Source organism: Caballeronia eucalypticola (genome assembly GCF_047608185.1).
Taxonomy (GTDB): Bacteria; Pseudomonadota; Gammaproteobacteria; order Burkholderiales; family Burkholderiaceae; genus Caballeronia.
The window spans coordinates 1-24503 of the sequence record NZ_JBLKRU010000004.1 but is presented as its reverse complement, the minus strand read 5'-3'; the positions used below and the strand labels follow the sequence as shown (position 1 = coordinate 24503).

Sequence of the window (24503 nt, the reverse complement as noted above, 5' to 3'; positions counted from 1 at the left end):
TTCTCCGTCTGAGAGCGGCCAGCTTTGCTCCCCATCGGTCGATGGTGCAGAAGAGGCGTCACGGTCGTTACTCGGTGAGCCAAGACTACCGTTCAAATATTGCAAAAAAATCTGAAATAAATGGGGTGTGATGTTGGATCACTAGTGGCGAATGAGCCACACATTGAGATCAATTACCGTTCGAAACGAGTTTTAAACGCCACCCATGCCGCCTACAAATAGCCGATAGAGCCCCGGAGCCCTTGTTTGCGAGCCACCAGCGCCTCTGAATGACTTTTTCGCTGACTTATTTCATTCAAAAAAATGTTTCGAAAAGTAATAAATGCACGGCCTTTCGAGCTTCTTCATGCACACACCCAGAAATACTTTTTAACGCGTCGGCTTCGGCTATTGCATTTTTTTGGGTGTGTTCTTTCATACAATAAGCAAAGCGTAATGTTCGGCTATCGTTCGAAAACGGCGGCCAATGGATTTCGCTTGGCCACACTGAGTCGGGCGAAGCGCGGAAAATACCATCTAGTTAGATCACGCCGGGTGCGCTGCTCCCTTTGAAGAAAGGGCTGCGTGATAAAATTCATTATCAAAGTTGATGCGGAAATGGCTGAAAAGCCCCGTGGCACGAGGCACAGGGTGGAACTTCATGTTCTCGGCGGCTACATCGGCGGAAATCGTTGATGGAAAGCGGCAAGTCGCCGGCGTCATCGGGCAAAGGCATGCAGAAACCCGCCCATCATCCTGCAACCCTTCGCGAAGCGGCCGTCGCCTATATCAAGCGCAATGAACGACATAAAACAACCTGATGGCAGCAAAAGCCGTCGCGCTCTCATAACGGGTCTCTCGGGATTTACCGGACGCTATTTGGCCGCGCGTCTGCTGGATGAAGGGTATGACGTGTGGGGCACCACTACACCCGCGTCGGAGCCCGACGTACCCGGCACGACCGGCGTTCCGGTCAACTTGCTGGATCTCGAAGCCGTGCGTGCATGCGTGAGCGACGCTCAGCCCGATGTCGTCGTTCATCTCGCCGGTCTCGCGCACGTCACGGGCAACCCGCCTACGCAAAGTTACCTTGTCAACATCATGGGCTCGCGCAATCTGCTCGAGGCGTTGTCGCAACTCGACAAGAAACCGCGTGCCGTGTTGATGGCCAGTACATCGAATGTGTACGGCAATGCGAACGTGGAAGTCATTGACGAAAACGTGCCGCTGAATCCCGGCAACGACTATGCGGTCAGCAAGCTCGCCATGGAGAACATGGCGCGTTTGTGGCTCGACCGTCTGCCCGTCTTCTTCACGCGGCCGTTCAATTACACGGGCGTGGGTCAGAGCGAAGACTTCTTGTTGCCGAAGATCGTGAATCATCACGCGCGTCATGAAGCACGCATGTCGCTTGGCAACCTGGACGTGAGCCGTGATTTCTCCGATGTCCGCAATGTCGTCGAGGTCTATAAACGGCTGCTGGAGATCGCGCCCGCGGGCGAGGCATTCAATACGTGTTCAGGCATCGGCCATTCGCTTGGCGAAATCCTGACCATGATGCAGCGCATTTCCGGATACGAGATCGAGATTTTCGTCGACCCGCGGTTCGTGCGGCGCAATGAGATCGCGAAGCTGGTGGGGTCGAACGCCAAGCTGCTGCGCGCGATTGGCCACGTGCCCGTCACCCCGATCTACGACACCCTCGAATGGATGTTCAAACATGCACGCGCGCAGGTCGAAGCTGGGGTCAAGACGTGATGTCGCTTGCGTGATTCGCGTGATCGGCGTGTACGGTATGGCCGGAAATCAGATCATCCTCGGCTATCTGCAGTGACGACTGCCGTCTGTAGACCTCCGCGATCCATTCTATAAACACCTTCACCCGCCGTGGCTGATGCCGGTTCGCTGCATACAGGATCGACACCACGCGCGGGTACGACGGATACGCCCGCAGCACTTCTATTAGCGCGCCGCTTTCCAGATACGACGACAGTGTATAGCTCGACGCCTGGATCAGGCCGAGGCCCGCGAGTCCGCACTCCACGTACGAATCGGCGTCGTTGACTGCCAGGACTGCCTTCAGCGGAATGGTCCTGGTTTCGCCGTCCACCACGAACTCCCAGCTTCTGACGCGACCCGTTTTGCTCACCAGGTAATCCACGCACATGTGATGCTCGAGATCCTCGAGTGTCGTGGGCTCGCCATATTTCTCGATATACGACGGGGCTGCTGCAGTGACCTGCGAATAGCGGCCGATCTGCTTCGCCACCAGGCCGATATCGCCCACTGCACCTACGCGGATCACGCAATCCACGCCCGCCTCGATGATGTCGACTTGCTTGTCGGTCAAACTCATCTCTACGCGGATATCCGGGTAGGCGGCAAAGAATTCGGGGAGCGCCGAGATGATGGTGCTTTTCGCCATGAGGGCGGGCAGGCTGACGCGTACAGTGCCTTTGGGGCTGAGCTTGGAGCGCGACAGGACGGATTCCATGTCGTCCACTTCGCCTAGCACGCGCACGCATCGCTCGTAGTAAATCTCACCGTCTTCGGTGATGCTGATGCTGCGCGTCGTGCGGTTCAGGAGGCGTGCGCCAAGGTGTGCTTCGAGTGCTTGTACCGTGCGGGATACGCTCGCCGCAGGCAAGCGCAAGGCGTCGGCGGCCTTGGAGAAACTGCCGCTCTCAACCACACGCACGAATACTTTCATTGCTAGAAAACGGTCCATGCCAGGAGGTCCCATTTTTCTGGCCCGCAAAATGTCAGGTGGCTGGCTTTTTGCTGCTGCGCGGGCCCAAAGTGGGATAGTACGACGGTTTTGTCGTGTTCTGCTTGGAAGGGCGTTGGGGGTTTACGGTTTTGGGTTCTAGCGTTAGCGGTCTGGGTCAATGCCAGGGGGGAGGTTCTGCGTTAGCGGTCGGGGTCATTGCCGGGTTGCTGCTTTCCAGGTCTTCGTGCGTTTTACGTTGGCTACTTTCTTTATCACTATTAGCCACTGCGCGTGGCGGCGCGTCATTTCCTGGTCCTTAGCGACAAAGAAACGAAGCAAAGAAAACGCTTTCACCGCTCTACCCTAAGTGTCCACAGCGTGCAGTTCCATTTCATGGGTGCCCCAAAAGCACGGTGCTCGAAGAGCCACGGATGTGTGAAACCCTCCTTCTTGCGAATCCTGACGTTAACACGCTGCGCCCCGTACGCTCTCGGGCTAGCACTAGCGACTGAACCTGCCCAAGGAGCGCCCCGCGCTATCCGCGGAAAACTAACCTACAAATTTTTATGCATGCCGAACTATTTCTTAAAGCAACAAGAAATAGAGCCGCAGAATGCATGAGGCCTAACCCGGCAAATAACAATTCAAACTCATAGCTAACCCGCGAAGAATCACAGCGGCAAATACGCGTGAGGCCGTGCGGGTTCCCTTGCCACCGGTCCTTGCCCGAGAGCGTACGGGCGAAGCGTGTTAATGTCAGGATTCGCGAGAAGGAGGGTTTCAAACATCCTAAACTCTGGCGAGCACCGTGCTTTTGGGGTACCCATGAATCAAAACTGCACGCTGTGGACACTTAATTTTTAGAGAGGTGAAAGCGTTTTCTTTGCTTCGTTTCTTTGTCGCTAAGGACCAAGAAATGACGTGCCGCCACGCGCAGTGGCTAATAGTGCTAAAGAAAAATCCAACACTAAACGCGCAAAGACCTAAAAAGCAGCAACCCGGCATTGACCGCGACCGCTAACACCAGAACCCGCGCAACCCGGCAATCACTCCGACCACTACCCCGGACCAACACCCACCCAAGCGTCAGCGCCAACACCCATGATTATTAATGCACTACACCTGCATCAATAGCTTCGCTATAAACCGCCGCCACGCGCTTGGCGATCACGGGGGTATCGAAATTTTCGCGCGCATAGGTCCGGCACTCCGGCTCCGTCGGCAATTTCAGCGAGCCATCCAGCGCACCAATCAAGCCATCGGCAATCGAATCAACGCCCGTCGATGGTAAAACAAGATTCGCCGATAAAGCCGCAACCGCCTCCGGCAACCCACCCACCGGCGTCACCAACACCGGCGTCCCCGATGCCAAGGACTCCACCGTAATCAACCCAAATCCCTCGAGCGCAACCGTCGGCACAATACTCACATCCGCCGCACGATACAGCGCAGCCAAATGCCGGTCAGGCACAAAACCAAGCAGCCTGACATTGTCGTCAAGTCCCGCATCGGTAATGCGCGCCTGCAACTCCTCAGCAAGACGCCCCTTCCCCGCAATCAACAGCAATACATCCGGTTGCCGAGCCTTCACACGCTTCATCGCTTCGATCAAATCTTCCAACCCCATCCGCCTGACCAGCCGACGCACCGCCAACACCACCGGCCGGTCCTGCGGCAACTGAAGCCGGCGACGTGCATCGGAACGGCTCATCGGCACATTGAACTGCGAGACATCGACACAACCCGGCACCACGCGAATCCGCTCCGCAGGAATGGCATAGCGCGCCTGCAGGATCTCGCCGAACGCCTCCGACAATACGATCAACCGCGACGAACGCGCATACACCCGCTGCTCAAGCATCCGCTTGGTCCGCTGGCCAATGGAATCAGCACCTTCAACATGACTCTCATCCGCCCACGGCCCCTGGAAATGCGAGACCTGCGGAATGCCACGAGTGACATCGAGGCCCGGGAAGGTATAGAGCGCGAAATGCGACGAGACGACATCGGGCCGCTCACGGCCCAACGACGCCCGCAACGCACGCCGTGCCGCCATCAAGCGCCGCGGCAACGACTGCGCCGCCGGACCAAATCCGTGAATGGCCCCTTCCGTATCCGCCGCCACGCGCGGAGACCCCGCGACCACGCCGCGTACCGACACGCCCGCTCCCGGCAACGCGCCCACCAATGTGTGATACATCCGGTCCAAACCGCCCGCTCGCTCGGGGAACCAGTGCATTCCAATTTGCAGCGACTTGATGGCTTGCGTGCTCATGTCCACGACCTTGATCGAAATTGTAGATGGATAACGACAACCGCCAATCTGCTCATACAGGCGACACGTTTGATTTGTTCGTAGTCCCACGCAACACGGAATGGCCAGCGACGATCGTCGAACTTTTCATCAGCGCCGCCGCTTTTGGCGCCCCGCCCTCCGTGTGCACCTCGCCGGACGCCGTCGCACCGGCCTGATTCGCAAAGCCGCGATACATATCCAGATATCGCCGTGCCATGCGCGCCCAGCCAAACTGGTCCGCCAGCAGCCGCGAAGCCTCACCCATTTCACGACGCAACTCAGGCGCATCAGCGAGCTTGGTGATCGCGCCCGCGAGCGCGGTGGCGTCGTCGGGGTCGTCGAGCACAATGCCGCAGTCCGTGCCAATAATCTCCGCCCCGCCAGCGGTCTTTGCAGTGATGATTGGCAGGCCGGCCGCGAGCGCTTCCAGCAGCGAAAGGCTCATCGCTTCGTACCGCGAGGGGAAAACGAAGGCATCGACGGAATGCATCAGCGTGGGCATGTTCTTCACCAGCCCCAGGAAATGCACGCGATCCGCAATGCCCAACGCCTTGGCTTCGTCGGGGTAAGGACTGCCGGGAAGATAACCGGCCACCACCAGTTGCACATGGGCTGGAAGCTGAACCAGCGCCTTGAGCACCGTGTCCAGGTTCTTGCGCGGCGTGCGCAGGTCGCCGACGAACAGCAGCAGGCAAGCATCGTCTTGCAGTCCGAACGATTTCCGGTCGGAGCCGTTCACGCGGGCCGCCTTGAACGCGCTCGTATCCACGCCGTTATAGACCACCTCGATACGCTCACCCGCTACACCGTTCGCGCGAATTTCGATGGCTACTTTCTCGGACACCGCGGCGATGATCTTCGAGCGCTGATACGCCCAGTGTTCAAGCCGCGCATTCACGCGGCTATACAACACCTGATACGCTGACCACAAGCCACCCGTGAGCTTGAACGGATAATACGGACTGCGCACCCAGCCGCCATGCACGAAGTGCGCCGTGTTCACATCGGCTCTCGCCCACGATATAAACCCGTTCACATGCAGCACGTCGTATTCATTCTTGTGCGCCCTGAGCCACAGCCCCGTCTTCAGCGCGAATATCTGCTGCTTGAAAAGCTTGGTCGGCCAGAAGCGCCCAACCTTGATTGATACCCATCGCAAGCGCGCTTCGGAAGCAAGCTCCGGCGCCACGTGCGATGCCAGCAGCGTGACCTGATGGCCTTCCGCCAAAGCAGCGCGCGCGATCTCGTAGTTCACGCGGCCTTGTCCGTCGTTGTGACGCACGACATGAGTGACGATGACGATTCTCATCGGGGTGCCTTATCAGGGAAAGAAAGTGCCAGGATTGCTTGCTCCCGGCGACGCGCGAGCCGTTGGTGATGGCGCGCGGCGAGGACCGAGCAAAGTCCCATGTAAAGGATCATCCCGCCAATCGACGTGAACGTATTCGTGAACACCAGCATGCCGACAATCGCAAACGCGACGCTCAAGGAAGCCTGCGCGTATTTGTCGTCGCGCAGCGAAAACGAAGCACGAAACGCGCGTGCGAGCAGCAAGCCCAACCCGGCGAGATACATCAGCGAACCGGGCCAGCCGAGCACGAACGGCACGTTCATCACGCCGCTGTCAAAGCTGCCGTACTTGCCGAGATCGCCATTGGAAGTAGAGAGTTTCGTCGATGAACCCGTGGCGCCGAATCCCTCGCCGGAGACGTCGGTGAAGGCGGTTTTCGCAAACGATGCGTAGAACTCGTTGCGCGCGGCATAACTGTTGTCATCGCTCAGATTGGTGATGGACTGCAAGCGCGTCGCCATCTTGTCGGCAATCGGTCCGAAGGTGAGCAGCGGCACGGAAAGCCCCGCCAGCACCACCGCGCCGACCAATATCCGCACCCGCACCTTGTTGCTCGCCTTGAGCAGTTGCAACACCATCGCGATCACCCAGCCGCCCCACGTCGAGCGGACCATGCACAGGCCAAACGAGATGAAGCCAAGACCGCCCGCCACCCAGCGTACGCTCTGCGTGCCGGCCATGGTGAAGGTGAGCGCGGCCATCATGGCAAGCGCGAACGGGCCCGATGAATTCATGGTGCTGAACACGCGCACGCCGAGCCGTACGGGATCGCCTTGCGACGCCATTTGCGAGCCGATCATCCACATGGAGTCCCAGCCCGGCATCAGGAAGAACTGAATGAGACCATAGCCGCCCATGAACAGCATGCCCCAGATGAATGTGTCGAGGATCGCCTGGCGGTACTTCGGATACTCGCGAGCATGGACCATGATGTGAAAGCCGATCAGCACCGGATATAGCCACGCCGCGAGGTCATAGGTGGCTGCCATCGGGCCGTTGGACATCACGCCGATCAGGTACGCGTAAGCGAGGCCCATGAAGATCAGCAGGAACGGCAGGCCACGCCGCTCAGCCAGCACCTTGTAGTGCCGAACCACGGTCAAGCCGCAGATCATGGTCACTACCACGGGCGCGACCTGGATCAGGCTCGTGGCCGTGAAACCGCCCTTGGCAAAATCCGAGAGCCTGCGCACTTCGGGACTGAGAAACCACTGCCACCAGACAAAGCCGATGTACCGCGCGGGACTTTTGAAGTACAGCCATAAGCCGACGCCGGTGGCCAGAGCCGGAAAGCCATAGGTCAGCGCCGTTCCCTGATGCGCCAGAATCAGCAGCAGCGTGAACGCCCAGAACCCGCTTTGCGGCACCCAATGCTTAGGGTCGTCGCGGAACAGGCCAAGAAAACCAGCGCGCAGGGGCTTACCACCGTTCTCGATCAGATCGGCCAGATACTTCGGCGTACGGGCAGAGGCCGGCGTGCTCATGGATCAGTTCACCCGGCGTTGAGGCGCAACATGACCAATCTCGGCATGCAGCACGGTGTCTGGGGAACGCGCGGCGACGTCGACGTGCCGCGTTCTCATGAACTCTTGCGTAAGTCGAACATGCTGAAGCGCGAACTGGCGCGTGGTGTAATCGCGCGCGGCGAAATGGCGGCTCGCCGCCTGCGCGCGTTGCAGGGCAAGCGCGGGATCAGCGACTATCGTGTCGAGCGCGCGCTGCAACGCGGGCACATCGTGCGGCGGTACATAAAACACATGCTCTGGTCCGAAGTAATCGCGCAAGGACCCGACATCGGAGACGATCACAGGCTTGCCGAGCGCCACCGCTTCGAGCACCACCGTTATCCCCGAGACATGCGAGTTCGGGCGCAGCGGCACGACGATCACGTCGGCCCAGTCATAGAGTTCACGCGCCGCCTTCATGCCGATCGCCGGCGCGATCTTCACGTTACTCGAATGCAGCGCTTTCGATACCCGCCGACGCGTCGCGATCCGTACTTCATGCGCCGGGTTCTGCCGGAACGCCTGAGCAAGCGATTCCCAGTCGCGATCGCGATCGTTACCAATTGCGGCGATTCGCACTGGCGTATGGGGTTGCCACGCGGTCGGTTCCCGCAACGGAAAGTCGATCGGGTTGATACCGTAGAACACTTGCTCCACATCGCGCTTGAAATAGTCGCGTGCCATTTGCGCGTTCTCGCTCGCGTGCGTGGTCAGGACATCGGCGCGAGCGAGCAGCTTCTTGTACGCCCACTTGCGCAGTGCTCCGTAGCGCGCCCACCGGTCGACGAGCCAGACGCTTTGGGCGAGCAACATCGGATTGCCGCGAGCGCGTCCTTTCAAACGCAGCAACAACGCCGCCGATAAATGCTCAGCCTCCGTATGCGTCCAGATGACATCGGCGTTGAGAATTTCCTCGCGGTTACGCCACGTATGAATGAAGTCGAAGCCGAGCGCCGCTTTCAATCCACGTCGCACAACGCGCACGATTTTATTCTCTGGCTTGTCGCGCGAATACGTCAGCTTGAGCTCCGGCGACTCTGCATGGTGATAGCCGTACAGGCAGCCGATGTTCTCCCCTTTGCGATAGAACCGCGGGTCGGTGCCATAGAACAAATGCACGTGAACGTTAGTCGCTGGCATGCGGGAAAGCTCCACGTCGATGTGGTCCTGTGAGTTCCGAACCCGCGATACGCGGCTCATGCGGCGCTCGCGCCGTCGGTGCGGCCGCGCATGGCGAGCGCGTAAGCTGCGGGCTCGTGCTGCGCGTCACGGCGCGCGTCTTGAGCGCCCTTGCGCATTGCGCGATAACGCGCCCAGCAGGCTGTATCGCGGGTGCGTGAAAGTGCCAGCAACGCATGTGCGAGGCCGGGCATCGCCCGCGTGCCGATGGCGGCGTACCAGTACCACGCCACGTGCCGCGCGATCGGACCCAGGTGCTCGCGCAGCACCAGATGCAGGTTGTATGCGGTGTCGGTGAGTGCGCCGAGGGTCTGCGCATCGCGGCCGTTGTCATCGAAACGTTCGGCCGGAAAATGATCGACCGCCACGCGCGGATCGTAGACCATCTTCCATCCCGCGCGCCGCACGCTCAAGCTAAACGACAAGTCGTTGCCGGGCTGCGCGCCCTTGCCACGCAGACGCGTATCGAAGCGCAATCCGCCTACCGCCGAGCGCCGATAAATCATGTTCGCGCCCTTCAGCAACGAGACCGTTCGCGGCGCACCCACGCCCAGGTGATGGTTGCCGCAAATCTTGCCGGTGCGGCGGATCACGCCGACTTCCGAACGCTCGCCGTCGAGCAGCGCGCCGCGTTCGAACACCCAGTCACGGCCGCCGAGCGCACCCAGCGATTGATCGTTGCTGAAGGCCTCGTCAATCCGCAACAGCCAGTCGACGCGCGGTGCGGCGTCGTCGTCGGTGATCGCAATGATGTCGCCACGCGCAGCATCGAGCCCTCGGTTCAGCGCCGCGACCTGCCCGCCCAAACCCGTCTCGATCACGCGCAACTCGAACGGATTGTTTGCAGCCAGCTCTGTCTCGAGCGCACGATGCGTCGCATCGTCTTCAGGACGCGCGACAACCAGCACTTCATCGGCTGGATGGACCTGGGCGCGCAACGCGTCTAGACAACGCTTCAGATCGGCGGGGCGACGATACGTCGGCACCATCACGGAGATGCTAAGGGTCGAGGTCGATGTCATGCAGCGCTCCGCTCGCGTTCAAACATTCAGGTAGTCTTCAACCGCTGCATAGTGTCCGCGGGCATAGCCACGCGAACGTGCCGGCATACCATTCATGATTGCGCCGTGCAGCGGAATACCCGCCGAGCGCAGGCGGCGGATGGCATCGGAGATTTCCATTTCGTTGTGCGCGCCGGAACGCATCACGAGGAAGTTGGTCCCCGACAGCTTGCCGATAAGCGATGCATCCGTGACCGCGAGCACCGGCGGGGTATCGATGAAAACAACGTCGTACACGCGCCCCAGGCCATCGAGATATTGCTGCAGGCGCGGCGACATCAACAGCTCCGATGGATTCTCCGGACGCTTGCCCGCAGGCATGAAACTCAGGAACGGCGTGCGCGTGGTGCGGATGGCCTGCTCAAGTCCGATCGTGCCGGCAAGCAATTCAGCCAGCCCGTTTGTGCGCTCAACACCGAACGAACGCTCCAGCTTGCCGCGCCGCATGTCGGCGTCGATCAGCAGGACCTTCTTGCCCGACGCCGCCAGCAATACAGCAAGGTTCACCGCAAGAAAGCTCTTGCCGACACCCGACGCGGGGCCTGTCAGCATCACCGTATGATTGCGCGCTTCCATCAGCGTGAACTGCAGCGACGTACGCAGGCTGCGCATGATTTCGACGCAGACATCGTTCGGTCGCATGGTCGCGAGAATGGGCGAGACACGCTCGCGGTCACGCTCCGTGCGTTTCGCTTCCGCGTCGAGCTTCACCTGCTCCGTGCTCATCGGGATGAGACCAATCAGCGGCAAGCCCGCAAGACGCTCGACCTTGTCCGGATCCACGATGCCCTTGAACATGGCGCGGCGCAGAAACACAAGGCCGGTGCCAAGGATCAGGCCGAGAATCACAGCCGCCGACATGATCAGGAATTTCTTCGGCTTGATCGGCGCACCCGGGCGCAGCGCTGCATCGACAATATGCACGTTACCGCCCGTTCCCGCCTTCTGCACCGACAGTTCCTGCACACGATTCAGCAGCAGCACGTAGATGTCTTCGGCCACTTTCGCATCGCGTTGCAGCGATACCGCTTTTACTTCGGAGGCCGGAAGATTCTTGAAGCGCTCGCTGAAACGCGCACGTTCGGCTTCCAGTTGACCCAGTTGCTGCTGCGCGACGATAAGCGCCGGATGGCTGCTCTCGAAGCGCTGATCCAACGTGGCAATCTGCAGCTTCAACGCGGAAATCTGCGCTTCATACGTAATGCTGCCTTCGAGGTAAACCTTCGCTTCGTCGCTTGCATTGATCGAACCGGACTTGCTTTGATACTCCGTCAACGCGGCTTCAGCGTGTTCGAGATCACCCTTCAGGCGCGGTTGTTCGCTCTTCAGGAACGCGAGCATTTTTTCCGCATCGGCCTGCTTGCTTTCAATGTGCTGAAGCAGATACGAATTGGCCAGTGCATTCGCAATTTCAGCGGCACGCGCCGGGTCGCCGTTCTCGAGCGAGATCTGGATCACGCCGGTCGACTTGCCCTGCTCGACAACCGTAATACCCGATTGAAACGAGGCGATGGCATCGAGGTCATTCGCGCGTATCACCACGAACCGCGTACCGGGACGCGCCACCAGCTTCGTGACATCGATCGATACGCCATTACCCTTCGCCATTTCACCCACGCGGCCCTGGAGCAACGGCACGCCTTCGGGCGTGGCCAGCGAATAGCGATCGTTGCCGAGCGCGGTCATGGTCATCTTCACGCCTTCCAGCGCAGGGACCACTTCCACTGAATCGACCGTCGCCTGTTCACCGCCCCACGCATACGACGACATGCCCAGCCACGGCTTCCCCGGCTTGCCCGAGGTCGCGAGGCGCGCGGCGATGCTGCCGAGCACCGGCACGGTCATCGGGCTCACCGAGAAGTTGAGCTTGCATTGCTCGATGACAGGCGCGACCACGCCCCGGCTCTTGATGATTTCGATCTCGGCGTCGGTCGGCAGCGCGCCCGACGAATTGCCGATCGCGGCGCCCGTCTGCGTTTGCGTGAGCGCTTGCGACGTGTTGTCGGACTGCTCCACGCGAACGTGCGCATCGGCGGAGTAGACCGGCTTCGCGACGTAGCAGTATCCGGCTGCGGCGAGAATGATGAAGGCCGCGGTGCCGATCAGCCACCAGATGTCGTCGAGGACAACCTGCAGCAATTGCCCCAGGACGACGTCCTCTTCTTCGGTCTTGACTTGAAACGAATGTGCTGGCGTGCTCACGATTCATCCCCGGTTGGTTCGATGCATTCGACGTTATGGATAGCGTTCATCGCGTCAGTTCCTTCAGGTAGAAGAGTGTCTGCAAGCTCGGCAGAACCTGGTTGACCAGACGGTTGAACTGAACGGCTCCGGACGTGCCCACATACACCACGTCGAGCGGGTGAAGCTGGAATTGCGAGGACAGCAGCAGCGAATCCGGTTGCGTCAGATCCAGGCGGTAGATTTCAGGCGAAGTGGGTTTGTCGCGTGCACCGCGCACCACGTAGATTTGCCGAGCGTTCGCGTCCGTGTCGAGGATGCCGCCCGCTTGCGTGAGCGCATCAGCGATCGTCAGGCGGCCTTTCATCATCGAAACAGGCAGCGGCGTCTTGACTTCGCCCATCACGAACACGCGGCTGTCGGTACGATCGGGCACGTTCACGATGTCGCCCGCCTGCAGCATCACGTTCTGCGCAATCTCGCCCCGATCAAGCACGCCGTCGACGTCAAGCACGTAGAGTTTGCCGTTGCGCGTGAGACGCACGCGCTGCAGGTCGGCGTCGGAATTCGTACCACCCGAACGTGTGATTGCGTCGATCAGCGTGAGTGGCACGTCGCTCATCGCGAGCGGTCCGGGCGTCTTCACCTCGCCGGTCACTGAAACTTTTTGGCTCCGATAAGCCAGCACGCGAACGTCGACTTGCGGCTTCTTCAGGTAGGGCGACAGGCCCGCCGCGAGCTGATCCCGAATCTCGCCCGCCGTCTTGCCCGCCACGCGCAGCTTGCCGACGAACGGGAAGTAGATTGTCCCGTCAGGCGCGATCGTCTGTCCGAACGGATCGGCCTGTCCGGGCAACGCAGTGGTGTACGGCTGCGCGAGCGCGCCAGCGATCGTTTGCGTGGTGTTGCCACCCGCCGACATGGTCTGCCCCTGCTGCGTGGTGAGCTCCGGGTGATCCCATATCGTGATGCCGATCACGTCCTGCGGCGCCAGCCGATACACGTATCGCGCCGGGTCCGCGAAACGCGAGGGCGGCAGTTGCGCTGCCGGACCCGGGCGGTTTTGCTGGATGATCACGTCCGCCGTGATCAGGTGCACGGGATAGGTCGCGGTCGGCGTGGGGTCCGTATCGCTCAGGCGCGACGTGTTCAGGTTGTAGCCCGGCAAGGCGCCACAAGCCGACAAAAAGGTTGTCAGCGAAAAGACCACGGAAACAGATAAGACTAGAGACCGGTTCACCATATTTTATTCAGCCATCCCTGGACCAGACGTTCAATTAAGCCGAAGCTCTCGCGATAGGCATCTTCGTGGCCGCCGTAAGGATCGGCCACTTCAGAGTCTTCCCACTTGCCAAGCAGATGCACCTTGCCGCGTGTGTGCGGGGCCATCTGTTCAATGGCGGCAATCTGCTGCCTTTCAGGTACGAGAATCAACTCGGCAGCGCGCGCCATGGACTCGTCGAGCCGGCGCGCTGAGTGTCCCGATGGATCGACATCGCGCTCCACCAGCAAGCGGTGCATCGTTGGATCGATGTCGCGGCCTTCTTCGGCGAAGAGGCCGGCGGAGCGAAATTCGATCGGGTGGATCGGGCGTCTCGGGTCGTTCACCGCGAGCTTGCCGGCGTATGCGCGGAACAGCATTTCCGCAGCAGGGCTTCGGCAGACGTTCGCATGGCACACAATCAAGACGCGTCGAAACATGGGTTGTATCCGTTAATGCGGCGCAGTCGCGGGATCGGGTCCTTCAACCGAAGCCGCGCTCGCAGCGCCTGGGTGTGTCGATATTTTTTTAATAACCGCAGAGTTCTTGTCTTGCCAGCCCGTTCTTCAGGCCGTGACCGGCGCCTTCACCGATTGCCGTACACCGCGTCCGATCGCGTGATACTCCACGCCAATCTCGTTCATGGTTTCCGGCTCATAGAGATTGCGGCCATCGAAAATCAGCGGGGTCTTCAGGCGGCGTTTCATGCCGTCGAAGTCCGGGCTCTTGAACACCTTCCATTCCGTCACGATGATCAATGCGTCGGCGTTATCAAGCGCTTCCGTGTGGTCGTTTGCGTACGTGAGGCGAGCGAGCAAAGCAGGCGTGGCGCGCAGGTCGAGTGCGATCACGCGGCGCGCTTCGTCGGTTGCGACCGGATCGTAGGCGCTGATCGACGCGCCCCGCGCGAGCAGCGCTGCGATCAATACCCGGCTCGGGGCATCGCGCATGTCATCGGTATTCGGCTTGAAAGCAAGACCCCAAAGCGCGAACTTCTTGCCGCTCAGGTCATCGCCCAGTCGGGCCACGATCTTGTTCGCGAGCGTTTGCTTCTGCGCCTCGTTCACCGACGTCACCGCCTTCAGGATTTCCATCTGCTCGTCGTACTCGCCGGCCGTCTGGATCAGCGAACGCACGTCCTTCGGAAAGCACGAACCGCCATAACCGCAGCCCGCATACAGGAAGTCGTAGCCAATGCGCGGATCGGAGCCAATGCCACGACGTACCGCCTCGATATCCGCGCCCACGCGATCCGCGAAATTCGCGAGTTCGTTCATGAACGAGATACGCGTGGCGAGCATGGCGTTAGCCGCGTACTTGGTGAATTCGGCCGAGCGCACGTCCATGTACAGCGTGCGTTCGTGATTACGGTTGAACGGCGAATACAGGCGCTTCATGCGTTCGCGGGCGCGTTCGCCGGGTACGTCGTCGTCGCAGCCGAGCACGATCCGATCGGGCCGCGTGAAGTCGTCGATAGCCGCGCCTTCCTTCAGGAACTCCGGGTTCGAGACCACCGAGAACATGTGCTGCTCGCCACGCGTTGCAAGCTCCTGATCGATCACCGCTTTCACGCGACGCGCCGTGCCAACCGGCACCGTCGACTTGTCGACGATCACCTTGAAGTTGTTCATGTAACGGCCAATATCGCGCGCCGCCGCAAGCACGTATTTCAGGTCAGCGGAGCCGTCCTCGTCGGAGGGCGTGCCCACCGCAATGAAGAGCACATCGCCGTGTTCGACCGCAGCCTTAACATCCGTGGAAAAGTGCAGGCGTCCTGCCGCGCGATTGCGCGCGATCACCTCTTGCAGACCCGGTTCGTGGATCGGCACGCCGCCGCCGTTCAGGATCGCAATCTTGCGTTCGTCCAGATCGAGGCATAGCACGTCGTTACCGATATCGGCCAGACACGCGCCCGTCACGAGGCCTACATAGCCGCTACCGATGATGGTCAGTTTCATAGCACGCGCTCCAGGGTTGGCAAATTATTCAAAGTATTCTTAGTAAGCATTCGAACCGGCGAAACCCTTCCACAAGGTCATTGCAACAATCTTCATGTCGAGTCCGAAGGTCCAGTGCTGCATGTAGTACAGGTCGAGTTTCACGCGTCCCATCATCTTTTCGATGCGGTCAGTCTCGCCGCGAAAACCATTCACTTGCGCCCAGCCGGTAATGCCGGGTTTGATGCGATAGCGGTACATGTACCCCTTGACCAGGTCCTTGTAGATGTCGTCGTGTTCGAGCGCATGGGGGCGCGGACCGACTACCGACATCTCGCCTCTCAACACATTGATGAATTGCGGCAACTCGTCCAGGCTGGTCCTGCGCAGGAACGCACCCACGCGTGTCACGCGCTTGTCGCCCTTCTTTGCCTGCGTGACGTGGCCGGCCGTTTCCTTGTGCACTTTCATCGAACGAAACTTGTAGATCTCGAACTCGTAACCATCAATACCCTTGCGCTTCTGCTTGAAGAACACGGGCCCGGGCGAGGACATCTTCACTGCCACCGCCAGCACGATCAGCAGCGGTGCGAGACACAGCAGCACGCCTGCCGCGAACAAGCGGTCGAACACCCGCTTCGGCAACACCTTGAGGTCCGTGATCGGCGATGCAGCCAGGTTGATGGCCGGCACGCCGAGCAGATCAACCACCGCGTGATTGAAGAACGACAGGCTGCGCACGTCCGGTATGAAGCGGATATTCACGAAGTCGTCGCGGAACTCCGTGACGAGCTTGTGGATGGTCCGCTCCTGCGAGATCGGCAGCGCCAGCCACAACTCGCGAATCGCACGCCGACGCACGAGCGCCGTGAGGTCACCCAAATCGCGGCTTACCGGCACACCGGCGAGGGTGACTTCCGGAAAGGTTTCATCGAACACATAGACCGGGCTGAAACCTGCTTCGGGACGGCTGCGCATCTGCTCGATCAGGAACTCTCCATAGGGCGCAGCACCGACGATGGCGACCGCCTTCTGGTTAAACCCTTCGCGACGGATCAACTTGAGCGTGGCATGCACCACCGCCTTCGAAAGCATCAGCAAGCCCGCAGCGGCAACACCCCAATACAGCAGCCACAAACGCGACAACAAATCTGCCCGATGCACGCTGAACGTCAGCAGCACGCCCGCTCCTTCGACCATCAGCCATGCCAGCGTCACGCGCCACAGCAGGTCATACACGGGCTTGCCGCGCCACGACTTGTAGATTCCGAAGGACGGGAACGTCATGATCACCAGCACGCAATTGAATGCGAGCAGCGTGCTTTGCATGTCGTCGAGCCAGACGGCATTTCCCGCGTGCACCGACGCGGCCAGCAGCGCGCCCAGCGCTACCATCGCGATGTCGATCATTCTCGAAAGCACGCTCAACATGTAAGACACCTCGGGTGGGAAGACACAATCTGCTCGGGTCTCGCTTCAGCTTCACTCATTCGCCTGGTGCAAAGACCGGAAGCAAAGGCGGAGAAACGAGAGCGCCCGTCGCCTTGGTACATACCCGTATGAGGCTGGAATTTAATTCATGCTGCAACCGCAAAATAATGCGCGGGTTAATTAGCGTCTTTCCGCGTATTTATTTTTGTCACGAAGCGGTTTGAAAGTCGCGACAAGGCCACGACAGCAGTCTACCGGCGATGCTTTGGTGAATTTTTTTCAGATTGTTACTGATCGCCCTGCGCCTTACTGGGAAAGGCTTGCCGCTGAATATTAAGCAATTAATTTTCGAGAAAAAATTCCAAAAAAGTAAGAAAAAAATTCAGCCGCCTATTCTCGTTACGTTTTAATCACCAAGTTACCGATTCGAGTATGTCCGATGATTATTTTTCTGTTTTTTGATTTATCAGCCATTTACTACGTGCTAAAAATTGTAATACCCGATCAAGCTCAAGGAGTTCCCCCGTCATGACCGCTCTCGACACGAGACTTAACACCACCCCGCTTACCCCTGGCGGAGCTGAAACGAAGCTCAGGATCCAGCCGGTTATCCTGGCCGGTGGCGCGGGCACACGCCTATGGCCCATGTCGCGCGAGCACTTCCCCAAGCAGCTGATTGGCTTGATCGGTGACAAGTCGCTGCTGCAATCCACTGCGCAGCGTCTGGACGGACTGACTTATGGCACGGCGCGTATTGACGACGCCATCATCGTATGCGGCGAGGACCATCGCTTCACCACCGCCGACCAGTTGCTAGCCGGCGGCCGGCGCGCACGCCTCATCCTTGAGCCGCTTGCGCGGAACACGGCGCCCGCGCTGACTGTTGCGGCCATGCACGCGATGGCGGCCGGCGAGGACGCCATCCTCGTGGTCATGCCGGCAGATCACGTTGTTACGGATACCGAAGCTTTTCACAAGGCAATTGGCGCGGGCGCCAAATGCGCGCAGGACGGTGCGATCGTCACCATGTGTATCGTGCCGACGCATGCGGAAACCGGCTACGGGTATATCAAGGTCGGCCAGCAGATGCTGAGCTCGGGGGCATGGCCACTCGAGAAGTTCGTCGAGAAGCCGCATCTCGAGCTCGCGCGCCAGTACGTCAGCTCCGGCGAGTATTGGTGGAACGCGGGGATCTTCATCGTGCGCGCTTCCGTGTGGCTCAAGGCCATCGAGCACTTCCAGCCTGCCATCTATACCGCCTGCCGCGCCGCCAGTGATGCCGGCACCCACGACGGCGAGTTCTTCCGGCTCGACAAACAAGCGTTCGCCGCGTCGCCGTCGGACTCTATCGACTATGCCGTGATGGAGCAGCTGGCCAACGATCAGAGCGTCTGCTCAGGCGCGGTCGTGCCATTGAACGCGGGCTGGTCCGACGTCGGCTCGTGGGACGCAATCTGGAAGATCCTGCCGAAGGACGGCGAAGAAAACGTCGCGCGTGGCCGCGTGATGTTCCAGGGAGCGACATCGACTTATGCACATTCCGAAGGACGGCTGATCGCGTGCGTGGGAACGCATAACCTCGTGATCGTGGAAACGGCGGATGCCATTCTCGTCGCGAACAAGGAATGCGTGCAGGACGTGAAAGCGATCGTCGGGCGCATCAAGGCAGAGCAAGGCAAGGAGGCCGCGGATCATCGCAAGGTGCATCGGCCGTGGGGTCACTACGATTCAATCGATAACGGCGAGCGTTTCCAGGTCAAGCGGATCGTTGTGAAACCGGGCGCGCGGCTGTCATTGCAGATGCATCATCACCGCGCGGAACACTGGGTCGTGGTGCGGGGCACGGCGCTTGTCACGCGCGGCACCGAGACGTTCATTCTCGCGGAAAACGAGTCCACCTACATCCCGATTGGCGTTCAGCATCGGCTTGAAAACCCGGGCAAGATGCCGCTTGAAATGATCGAGGTCCAGTCGGGCACCTATCTGGGCGAAGACGATATTGTCCGTTTCGACGACAAGTACGGCCGGCAATAAAAAACGCTGTGCGGCGCGTGATTCACATGCGCCGCACAGCGTTTCCTGTCAAACCATTCAGACCGGATGAGACCTGGCTCAGTGCACTATCCAGCGTTAGCCTTGAACGTCTTAACCTTGAACATCCGCATATCGGCGAACCTCAACGCACTCCGGCGCTGCGGCGCGTTCACGCTTCGGCTCCTGCTGCGCCTGGCCGGCCGCGGGATTGGCGACAGGCGCAGCATGCGATACGTCGGCGGGAGTTTGCACGGGGTGGGTCTTGCGCGTGGATTGCGCCGCGATCCATCTGCGGGACCATTCGAGCGCGTACTCCGCCGCTTCCTGCGGGTTCTCGAAGCGCGGGCCGATCAGCCCGGAACGTTCCACCCGACGGCCGTCCTTCACGATTTCGGCCCAGCCGCGGAACATGCTGCCCGCAACCGGCCGCGCGATGGCGTAGATGGCGTAACCGTGACCGTCATGCACCGGGGCGCAGTCGGGCTCGAAAGCCATTGGCAACGGATCGACAGAGTGATGCCGACCGCCCGACGGGTCACGCTGGGACGAATGCGACGCCGAGGCGGCCATGGCCGCGCGGGTCGGCGACAACGGCGTTGGCGCGTTGGCGCGCGCGACGTCGTGCGCTTCGGCAATCCGGCGCGGAACGGCGGCGAAAAGCGCGTCCACCCTGTTTGCGCTGTTTCCGTCCGAATCGCCCCAAGACTCCGGGTTCTGCCAGAACACGCCGCGCAAGCGATCGCATTCATAAGTGGCCTGCGTCTGGCGCGGCGCCGCTTCGGTCGGCGTGGACGGCACGATGGCGAAGGACCGGCCACGCGATGCAAGCCGCGTCACCATTTCGAGCAGCGTGCCGTTCATTTGCCAGTCGTTGAATCGACGGCGGCAGGTAGGCACGGTCGGATAATGACTGGGCAGCTTCGACCAGGTTTCGCCGGTGGTGAGGATCCACAGCACGGCATTCACGATCGTGCGCGGATGCGCCCGCGGACGGCCGCGCCGATGTTCACGGACTTCACCTTCCGTCACGAGGGCGGCAACCAGTGTCCATTCTTCATTACTAAGTTCGTCGAAAAACATTGCGTTGCTCCATGCAGCCGAACTGCGCTGCGAATGTTGAACCAAGCGTAGCGGGCATCTTTACTGCCAACGCACGGATGAATCAAGAAATTCGGGGTGTTCGCAAACGTTTGCCAAATACCACAAGATGGTGCATGTAATTTGCATCTATTCCGCTAGTGGTGCAGAACAGGTTCCAAAGCGGCGCACAACTCACCGTAACACTTGCGTATGAAGATTATGTGCAGGAAGCATACCACCCTAATGGTTTGCCCGAATATGACAAAGCAGTAGATTTTCAGGGAACGTTATTAGAAATAATTCTTACATCTACAAGTAATTTATTCCGATTGATCTATTGAAGTAGTAAGTACAGTTGTTAACCAAAACCATAAAAACCCATATCTATCTTCAGCGCACCATAGGCGCGTTCAATCCGTTCCACATCTGATGCCTGGTTACTCGCTTGTATGCCCTTCAATTCAGGAACGGGCAGGGAAACAGACATGCAAAACGGATAGTCGCGCACCCGCAAATCTGGCGCGATGGTAGTGAAAAACGCCGTCGTGAGAATGTCGAAGCCGGCTGCTATATGAACGGCGGCGGTATCGGGTGTTATCAGATACGCGGCATGCTTGATCCACGCGAGAAAATCTGCTGTATCGGGCGCTCGCGAAGTGACGTCAGTGTAAAGCATATGATCAATATCGCCAAAACCCGCCACGGGAAGCCTGTAACGCTGCCACAAGGCTTCCACGAGGTCCTTGTGCAACGACGCAGGAATGCTGCGCACAGGCGTACTCGCGGTGGGGCACAGTAAAACGTAATCGCCCTTTACCGCTTGTGGCCTTGGCAGCACCAGCTCCTGCAGCCAGTGATTGCGCTTGTTCATAGCCGGAACTTCGTCTGCCTTTATCCCCATTGCGTCGAGAAAGAAATCGATCATCGGCAGCGAAGCAAACTTGGGCCAGAATAGATGATTGCCTAAGTCGATACGTAACTCTGTGTAAGAGAGTGTGTCGAGCTTCACAGGTAAATCGATGATGGAACCCAATAGCGGAGCAGCCAGTTCGTAGAGGCGCTTTACATAAGCCGGCGCGTGAGCCGGCCGATAAATCGTGAATGAAAGGTGGGGAAATCGCGCCTTGATCGCAATGAGAGCGGTGAGGCCGATAACTGAATCGCCTAGTGTCACGCCCATGCCATTAATCACGTGTACGCGCGATACCGCCGCGTAATCCGGATTGAATGGGCTCAATGCGGCGTTATTGATGTTATTGGACTGCCCGAGAGCGCGATATCCGAGAGCGGGTGTATTGGTCACTTCCAGATCGTATGACGCGACGATCTCGCCGCCCGGCGAGAGCAGCGAACCCGCATTCGTCAGCGCTGATATTTCGTCTAGCACCATCCGCAGCGCTCCTGGCCCGTCGCCCGGAATGCGAACGCAGCGGCCAATGGCCATGACACTTCGTATGGACTCATCCGTGTGGACCTTGAAGTTGATCAGCAAACAGGGCTAAGCAGGGCCGACGGTGTCGACGGCCTGGTGACGCGGGTAGGCCAATTCTCGAACCCGCAAACACCCTGTCCCAGGGAAAGAAGAAATCGTGTTGCTAATATCCGGAGAGGCCAACGCACCCAACTCTCTCGCATGAGTCAATGCCGATTCACGCCTCTAGCGACGCGTCGGCCGCTGGCCGCGTACAGCGTTGCGCATGCCATGCAGGGTGGCCGCTTTCGCGTAGAAACGCATTGGCCTGCTTTGATACACAGATTTCCGATCGATCCAAGGATACATGCCGGGCATTAACCGGCGCAAATGCTTTTGCCACGCCAGCATGACCACGGTTCAAGCACCGTCGGCCGAAACCCGATACACAGCATGAGGGCTAACCGGTAACAACTCTTTCGCGGGTAAGGTTCGTGCGCATCGAACTACAGTGCCTGACTTTTTTATATTTTGATTTTTGCCTGGCTTGCGCGGTGCCCAACGAAACGGTTCTATCGCTTGACGTTCCCTATCCGATCGTTTCGATAGCGCAAGCAGACGTCAGCTATCGTACCTGGAGCACTTCAGCGATAGAGCGCCGCGGTTCGCGCGGCACCCTATCGCACTAATCAATGCAGCTTGTGCGCAAGGTAAAGACCGTACTCGTCGCGCTCGCCGTACCGTCCCGGCAAGAAACCGTTGAAGATATGGCCCCCCACCCTCGCCCCAACATTCTCCAGCCGCCGAATCGTCTCTTCCAACTGCCGTGCACCCGTGTGATCGGCACGCGACACCAGCAGCACCAGGTCACAGTCTTGCGAAGCGATCGACAACGCATCGCTCACCGGCAGAACGGGTGGCGAATCAATCACCACGTAATCGTACGTCTCGCGAAGCTTGGCCAGCATCTCCTGGAACGCAGGCCGTCCCAGAAGCTCCGACGGGTTCGCCGGCACACTCAGCCCCGCGTTCAGCACCGAGAGGTTGCTCTGATCAAGCTTCACGATCGCCTCTTCCACCCGAGCCGTGCCCTCCAGCACTTCGGCCAGCCCTGCGCCGCTGCGCTCTTTCAACAGATGCCGCAGACGGCCCTGGCGCATGTCCGCATCGATGAGCACCACCGAAGCGTGCGTCTCCGCCAACAGATAAGCAAAGTTCGATGACACGAAGCTCTTGCCCACGCCCTGCGTCGGCCCCGTGAAGAGGATCACCTTGCCCGCCGACAAGTCACCCGTCTCGAGCAACGCCTTCATGCTGCTGCGCAATGAGCGCAATGCTTCGATCCCCGGATCCGTCGGGCTATTGGCCGCCAACAGCTTGGCCGGCGTACCCAGGCGACGGCGTGCGGCGCTGCTGTGCTGCAGTTGCGCCGACGATTGCGCAACCACGGCCAGACGCGGCACATGCGAGATGTAATCAATTTCTTCCGGTGTCCGAAGTTCCTTGCGCTTCAGCGAGATCAGGTGCACCGTCGCCGCGCTCACGAACAACCCGCCAAGAATCGAACCCAGCAACACGATCGCATTGCGCGGCCACGCCTGCTTCTCCGGCGTAATCGCCCAGTCAACCACGCCCACGCCGGGCGCCGTGCTCGCCGCTGCCACTTCCAGTTGCTGCGCATTGGTCAGCACGCTCGTGTACAACTGCGTGCTCACGGCCACATCGCGCGCAAGCCGGACATATTCGCGTTGAATGCTCGGCAGCTTCGTCGCCGTGTCGCTCAGCTCCTGGATCTGCCGGTTCACCTGATCGAGCTGCGAAGCGGCCGCTTGATACGTCGGGCTATCCGGGCGGAACTTCTGCTTCTGCTCGTCCAGCTGGAGCTGCAAGCGCGTCTGGGTATCGGCCAACGTGCTCAAGCGCGTGATCAGCGCCGTGCCTTGCTGGCCCATGTCGACCATGCTCGTCTTCGTGCGGTAATCGTTGAGGCGGTTCTCCGCGCTCTCCAGATCCGCCTTCAGCCCGGGCAGGCGCCCACGCAGGAAGTTCAGGCTCAGCTGCGCCTGCTCGGCACGCGACTGTTCGTCACGCTTCAAATACGTCCTCACGATGGTGTTGACCAGCATTTGCGCGGCCAGGGGCGAATCGGCCTGATAGCTCAGGCTCATGATCGAGGGGTCACGGATCGACGAACCCTGGCTCGCCACCGACGCCTTCAGCGCCTTGCTCACGCGCTCATAGACCGTCTGCGCGGACTGGCTGCGCAGCGTGAACTCCACGCCCGGGCGCGCCCGCAGCGTGTCGATACGCAACTCGCCAGGCGCACTGCCATCGGGTGTGCTCACGCTAAATGAGACCAGCTGCCCGACGCGGCCCTGTGCCAGCGCCTCGCCGTCCTTGTCATACAGCGTGTATTGCCCGGCTTCGCCCGTCACCACGCGAAACTTGTCGCCCAGCGACGCTTCCGGCACCGTGAAGACGCCCGGCTTGAGCAGCTCGCCGCCCCACGCGTAGCCGCTCAAGCCCAGAAACGGCGGCACCAGTGTTTGAGCGTTGACATGGCGCGAGGCCATGAACTGGCCAATCAACGGGAAATGACTTCCCGTTTGCACGCTCGTTTGCGCACCGGTTTGAGCGATCGCATCGCTCACGATGCTGCGCGATGTCAGCACCGCGCTCTCGTCGCTTGCCGACACCGTCGCGCTCATCGTGCCCGACACATCCGACAGCGCGCTGAGCGAGGCGCCAGGTTTGGACGAACTTTCCACCCGCAGCATGGCCTCGGCCCGGTATTGGGGCGTCGCCAGCAAAATGTACAGCCCGCCCACCACCACGAACGTGCCCGTGATCGCCATGAACAGCCGCTTGTGGCGTACCACGCTGCGCCACAGGTCAATCAGCCCGTCGCTCTTCTTCGGCGCCGTACTAAACGACGAATGCCCGATGTATGAACTCATGTCAAACCCCTGCAATAAAAGATAAAGGCCGAGCCCGTGGATAACAAAACGCTTCCGGCTATCGAAATAACCTCGCCCGCCAACGATGCTTACCGCTCAACCACAATGACGTTATTTATGAAGGAACACT

17 protein-coding genes are annotated in these 24503 nt (G+C 59.8%); 3 read left to right on the top strand and 14 right to left on the bottom strand.

All coding sequences use genetic code 11. The features are described 5' to 3' along the window. Positions 1 to 674: 674 nt before the first annotated feature. Positions 675 to 800, top strand: coding sequence for a hypothetical protein (locus ACMX25_RS06480; RefSeq protein ID WP_414948718.1), 126 nt, complete (start codon positions 675 to 677; stop codon positions 798 to 800). After that, positions 778 to 1737, top strand: a complete 960-nt coding sequence (locus ACMX25_RS06475; RefSeq protein ID WP_414948716.1) for a GDP-mannose 4,6-dehydratase — start codon at positions 778 to 780, stop codon at positions 1735 to 1737. The genes ACMX25_RS06480 and ACMX25_RS06475 overlap by 23 nt, the downstream gene beginning before the upstream one ends. Here the strand turns inward: ACMX25_RS06475 and ACMX25_RS06470 are convergent. From ACMX25_RS06470 to ACMX25_RS06420, 11 genes are all read right to left on the bottom strand, one after another. Further along, the gene (locus ACMX25_RS06470; RefSeq protein WP_414948715.1) at positions 1727 to 2707 is read right to left on the bottom strand and encodes a LysR family transcriptional regulator; all 981 of its coding nucleotides are present in this window, start codon (positions 2705 to 2707) and stop codon (positions 1727 to 1729) included. The two genes, ACMX25_RS06475 and ACMX25_RS06470, sit on opposite strands and share 11 nt — an antisense overlap. A gap of 1090 nt (positions 2708 to 3797) precedes the next feature. After that, positions 3798 to 4964: a glycosyltransferase family 4 protein gene (locus ACMX25_RS06465; RefSeq protein ID WP_414948714.1), complete on the bottom strand. Its 1167-nt coding sequence runs from the start codon at positions 4962 to 4964 to the stop codon at positions 3798 to 3800. A 52-nt stretch (positions 4965 to 5016) separates the two neighbouring features. After that, the gene (locus tag ACMX25_RS06460; protein WP_414948712.1) at positions 5017 to 6294 is read right to left on the bottom strand and encodes a glycosyltransferase family 4 protein; all 1278 of its coding nucleotides are present in this window, start codon (positions 6292 to 6294) and stop codon (positions 5017 to 5019) included. Beyond that, the gene (locus ACMX25_RS06455; RefSeq protein ID WP_414948711.1) at positions 6291 to 7820 is read right to left on the bottom strand and encodes a glucose-6-phosphate isomerase; all 1530 of its coding nucleotides are present in this window, start codon (positions 7818 to 7820) and stop codon (positions 6291 to 6293) included. Before ACMX25_RS06455 ends, ACMX25_RS06460 begins: the two co-directional genes overlap by 4 nt. Before the next feature lie 3 nt (positions 7821 to 7823). After that, positions 7824 to 8981: a glycosyltransferase family 4 protein gene (locus ACMX25_RS06450; RefSeq protein WP_414948709.1), complete on the bottom strand. Its 1158-nt coding sequence runs from the start codon at positions 8979 to 8981 to the stop codon at positions 7824 to 7826. A 56-nt stretch (positions 8982 to 9037) separates the two neighbouring features. After that, positions 9038 to 10042: a glycosyltransferase family 2 protein gene (locus ACMX25_RS06445; protein ID WP_414948708.1), complete on the bottom strand. Its 1005-nt coding sequence runs from the start codon at positions 10040 to 10042 to the stop codon at positions 9038 to 9040. A gap of 18 nt (positions 10043 to 10060) precedes the next feature. Beyond that, a complete protein-coding gene (locus ACMX25_RS06440) occupies positions 10061 to 12286 on the bottom strand; it encodes a polysaccharide biosynthesis tyrosine autokinase (RefSeq protein ID WP_414949050.1) in 2226 nt (741 codons plus the stop codon). Between the two features lie 43 nt (positions 12287 to 12329). After that, positions 12330 to 13505, bottom strand: a complete 1176-nt coding sequence (locus ACMX25_RS06435) for a polysaccharide biosynthesis/export family protein (RefSeq protein WP_414948707.1) — start codon at positions 13503 to 13505, stop codon at positions 12330 to 12332. After that, positions 13499 to 13963 (bottom strand): low molecular weight protein-tyrosine-phosphatase, encoded by a 465-nt coding sequence (locus ACMX25_RS06430; protein WP_414948705.1) that lies wholly within the window; start codon positions 13961 to 13963, stop codon positions 13499 to 13501. Before ACMX25_RS06430 ends, ACMX25_RS06435 begins: the two co-directional genes overlap by 7 nt. 126 nt (positions 13964 to 14089) lie before the next feature. Beyond that, a complete protein-coding gene (locus ACMX25_RS06425; RefSeq protein WP_414948704.1) occupies positions 14090 to 15481 on the bottom strand; it encodes a UDP-glucose dehydrogenase family protein in 1392 nt (463 codons plus the stop codon). Positions 15482 to 15520: 39 nt separating this feature from the next. Further along, positions 15521 to 16891, bottom strand: coding sequence for an undecaprenyl-phosphate glucose phosphotransferase (locus tag ACMX25_RS06420; RefSeq protein ID WP_414948702.1), 1371 nt, complete (start codon positions 16889 to 16891; stop codon positions 15521 to 15523). Positions 16892 to 17419: 528 nt separating this feature from the next. Between ACMX25_RS06420 and ACMX25_RS06415 the strand changes: the two genes are divergently transcribed. After that, positions 17420 to 18925 carry a mannose-1-phosphate guanylyltransferase/mannose-6-phosphate isomerase gene (locus tag ACMX25_RS06415; RefSeq protein ID WP_414948701.1) on the top strand — a complete coding sequence of 502 codons (1506 nt, stop codon included), beginning with the start codon at positions 17420 to 17422 and terminating at the stop codon, positions 18923 to 18925. 111 nt (positions 18926 to 19036) lie between these two features. Here the strand turns inward: ACMX25_RS06415 and ACMX25_RS06410 are convergent, their stop codons facing one another. From ACMX25_RS06410 to ACMX25_RS06400, 3 genes are all read right to left on the bottom strand, one after another. Continuing rightward, on the bottom strand, positions 19037 to 20005 hold the full coding sequence (locus tag ACMX25_RS06410) for a transposase (RefSeq protein WP_414948700.1): 969 nt from the start codon (positions 20003 to 20005) through the stop codon (positions 19037 to 19039). Between the two features lie 358 nt (positions 20006 to 20363). Beyond that, positions 20364 to 21395 (bottom strand): glycosyltransferase family 9 protein, encoded by a 1032-nt coding sequence (locus ACMX25_RS06405; protein WP_414948698.1) that lies wholly within the window; start codon positions 21393 to 21395, stop codon positions 20364 to 20366. Positions 21396 to 22105: 710 nt separating this feature from the next. Then, positions 22106 to 24373 carry a polysaccharide biosynthesis tyrosine autokinase gene (locus ACMX25_RS06400; RefSeq protein WP_414948696.1) on the bottom strand — a complete coding sequence of 756 codons (2268 nt, stop codon included), beginning with the start codon at positions 24371 to 24373 and terminating at the stop codon, positions 22106 to 22108. Between the last annotated feature and the right edge of the window lie 130 nt (positions 24374 to 24503).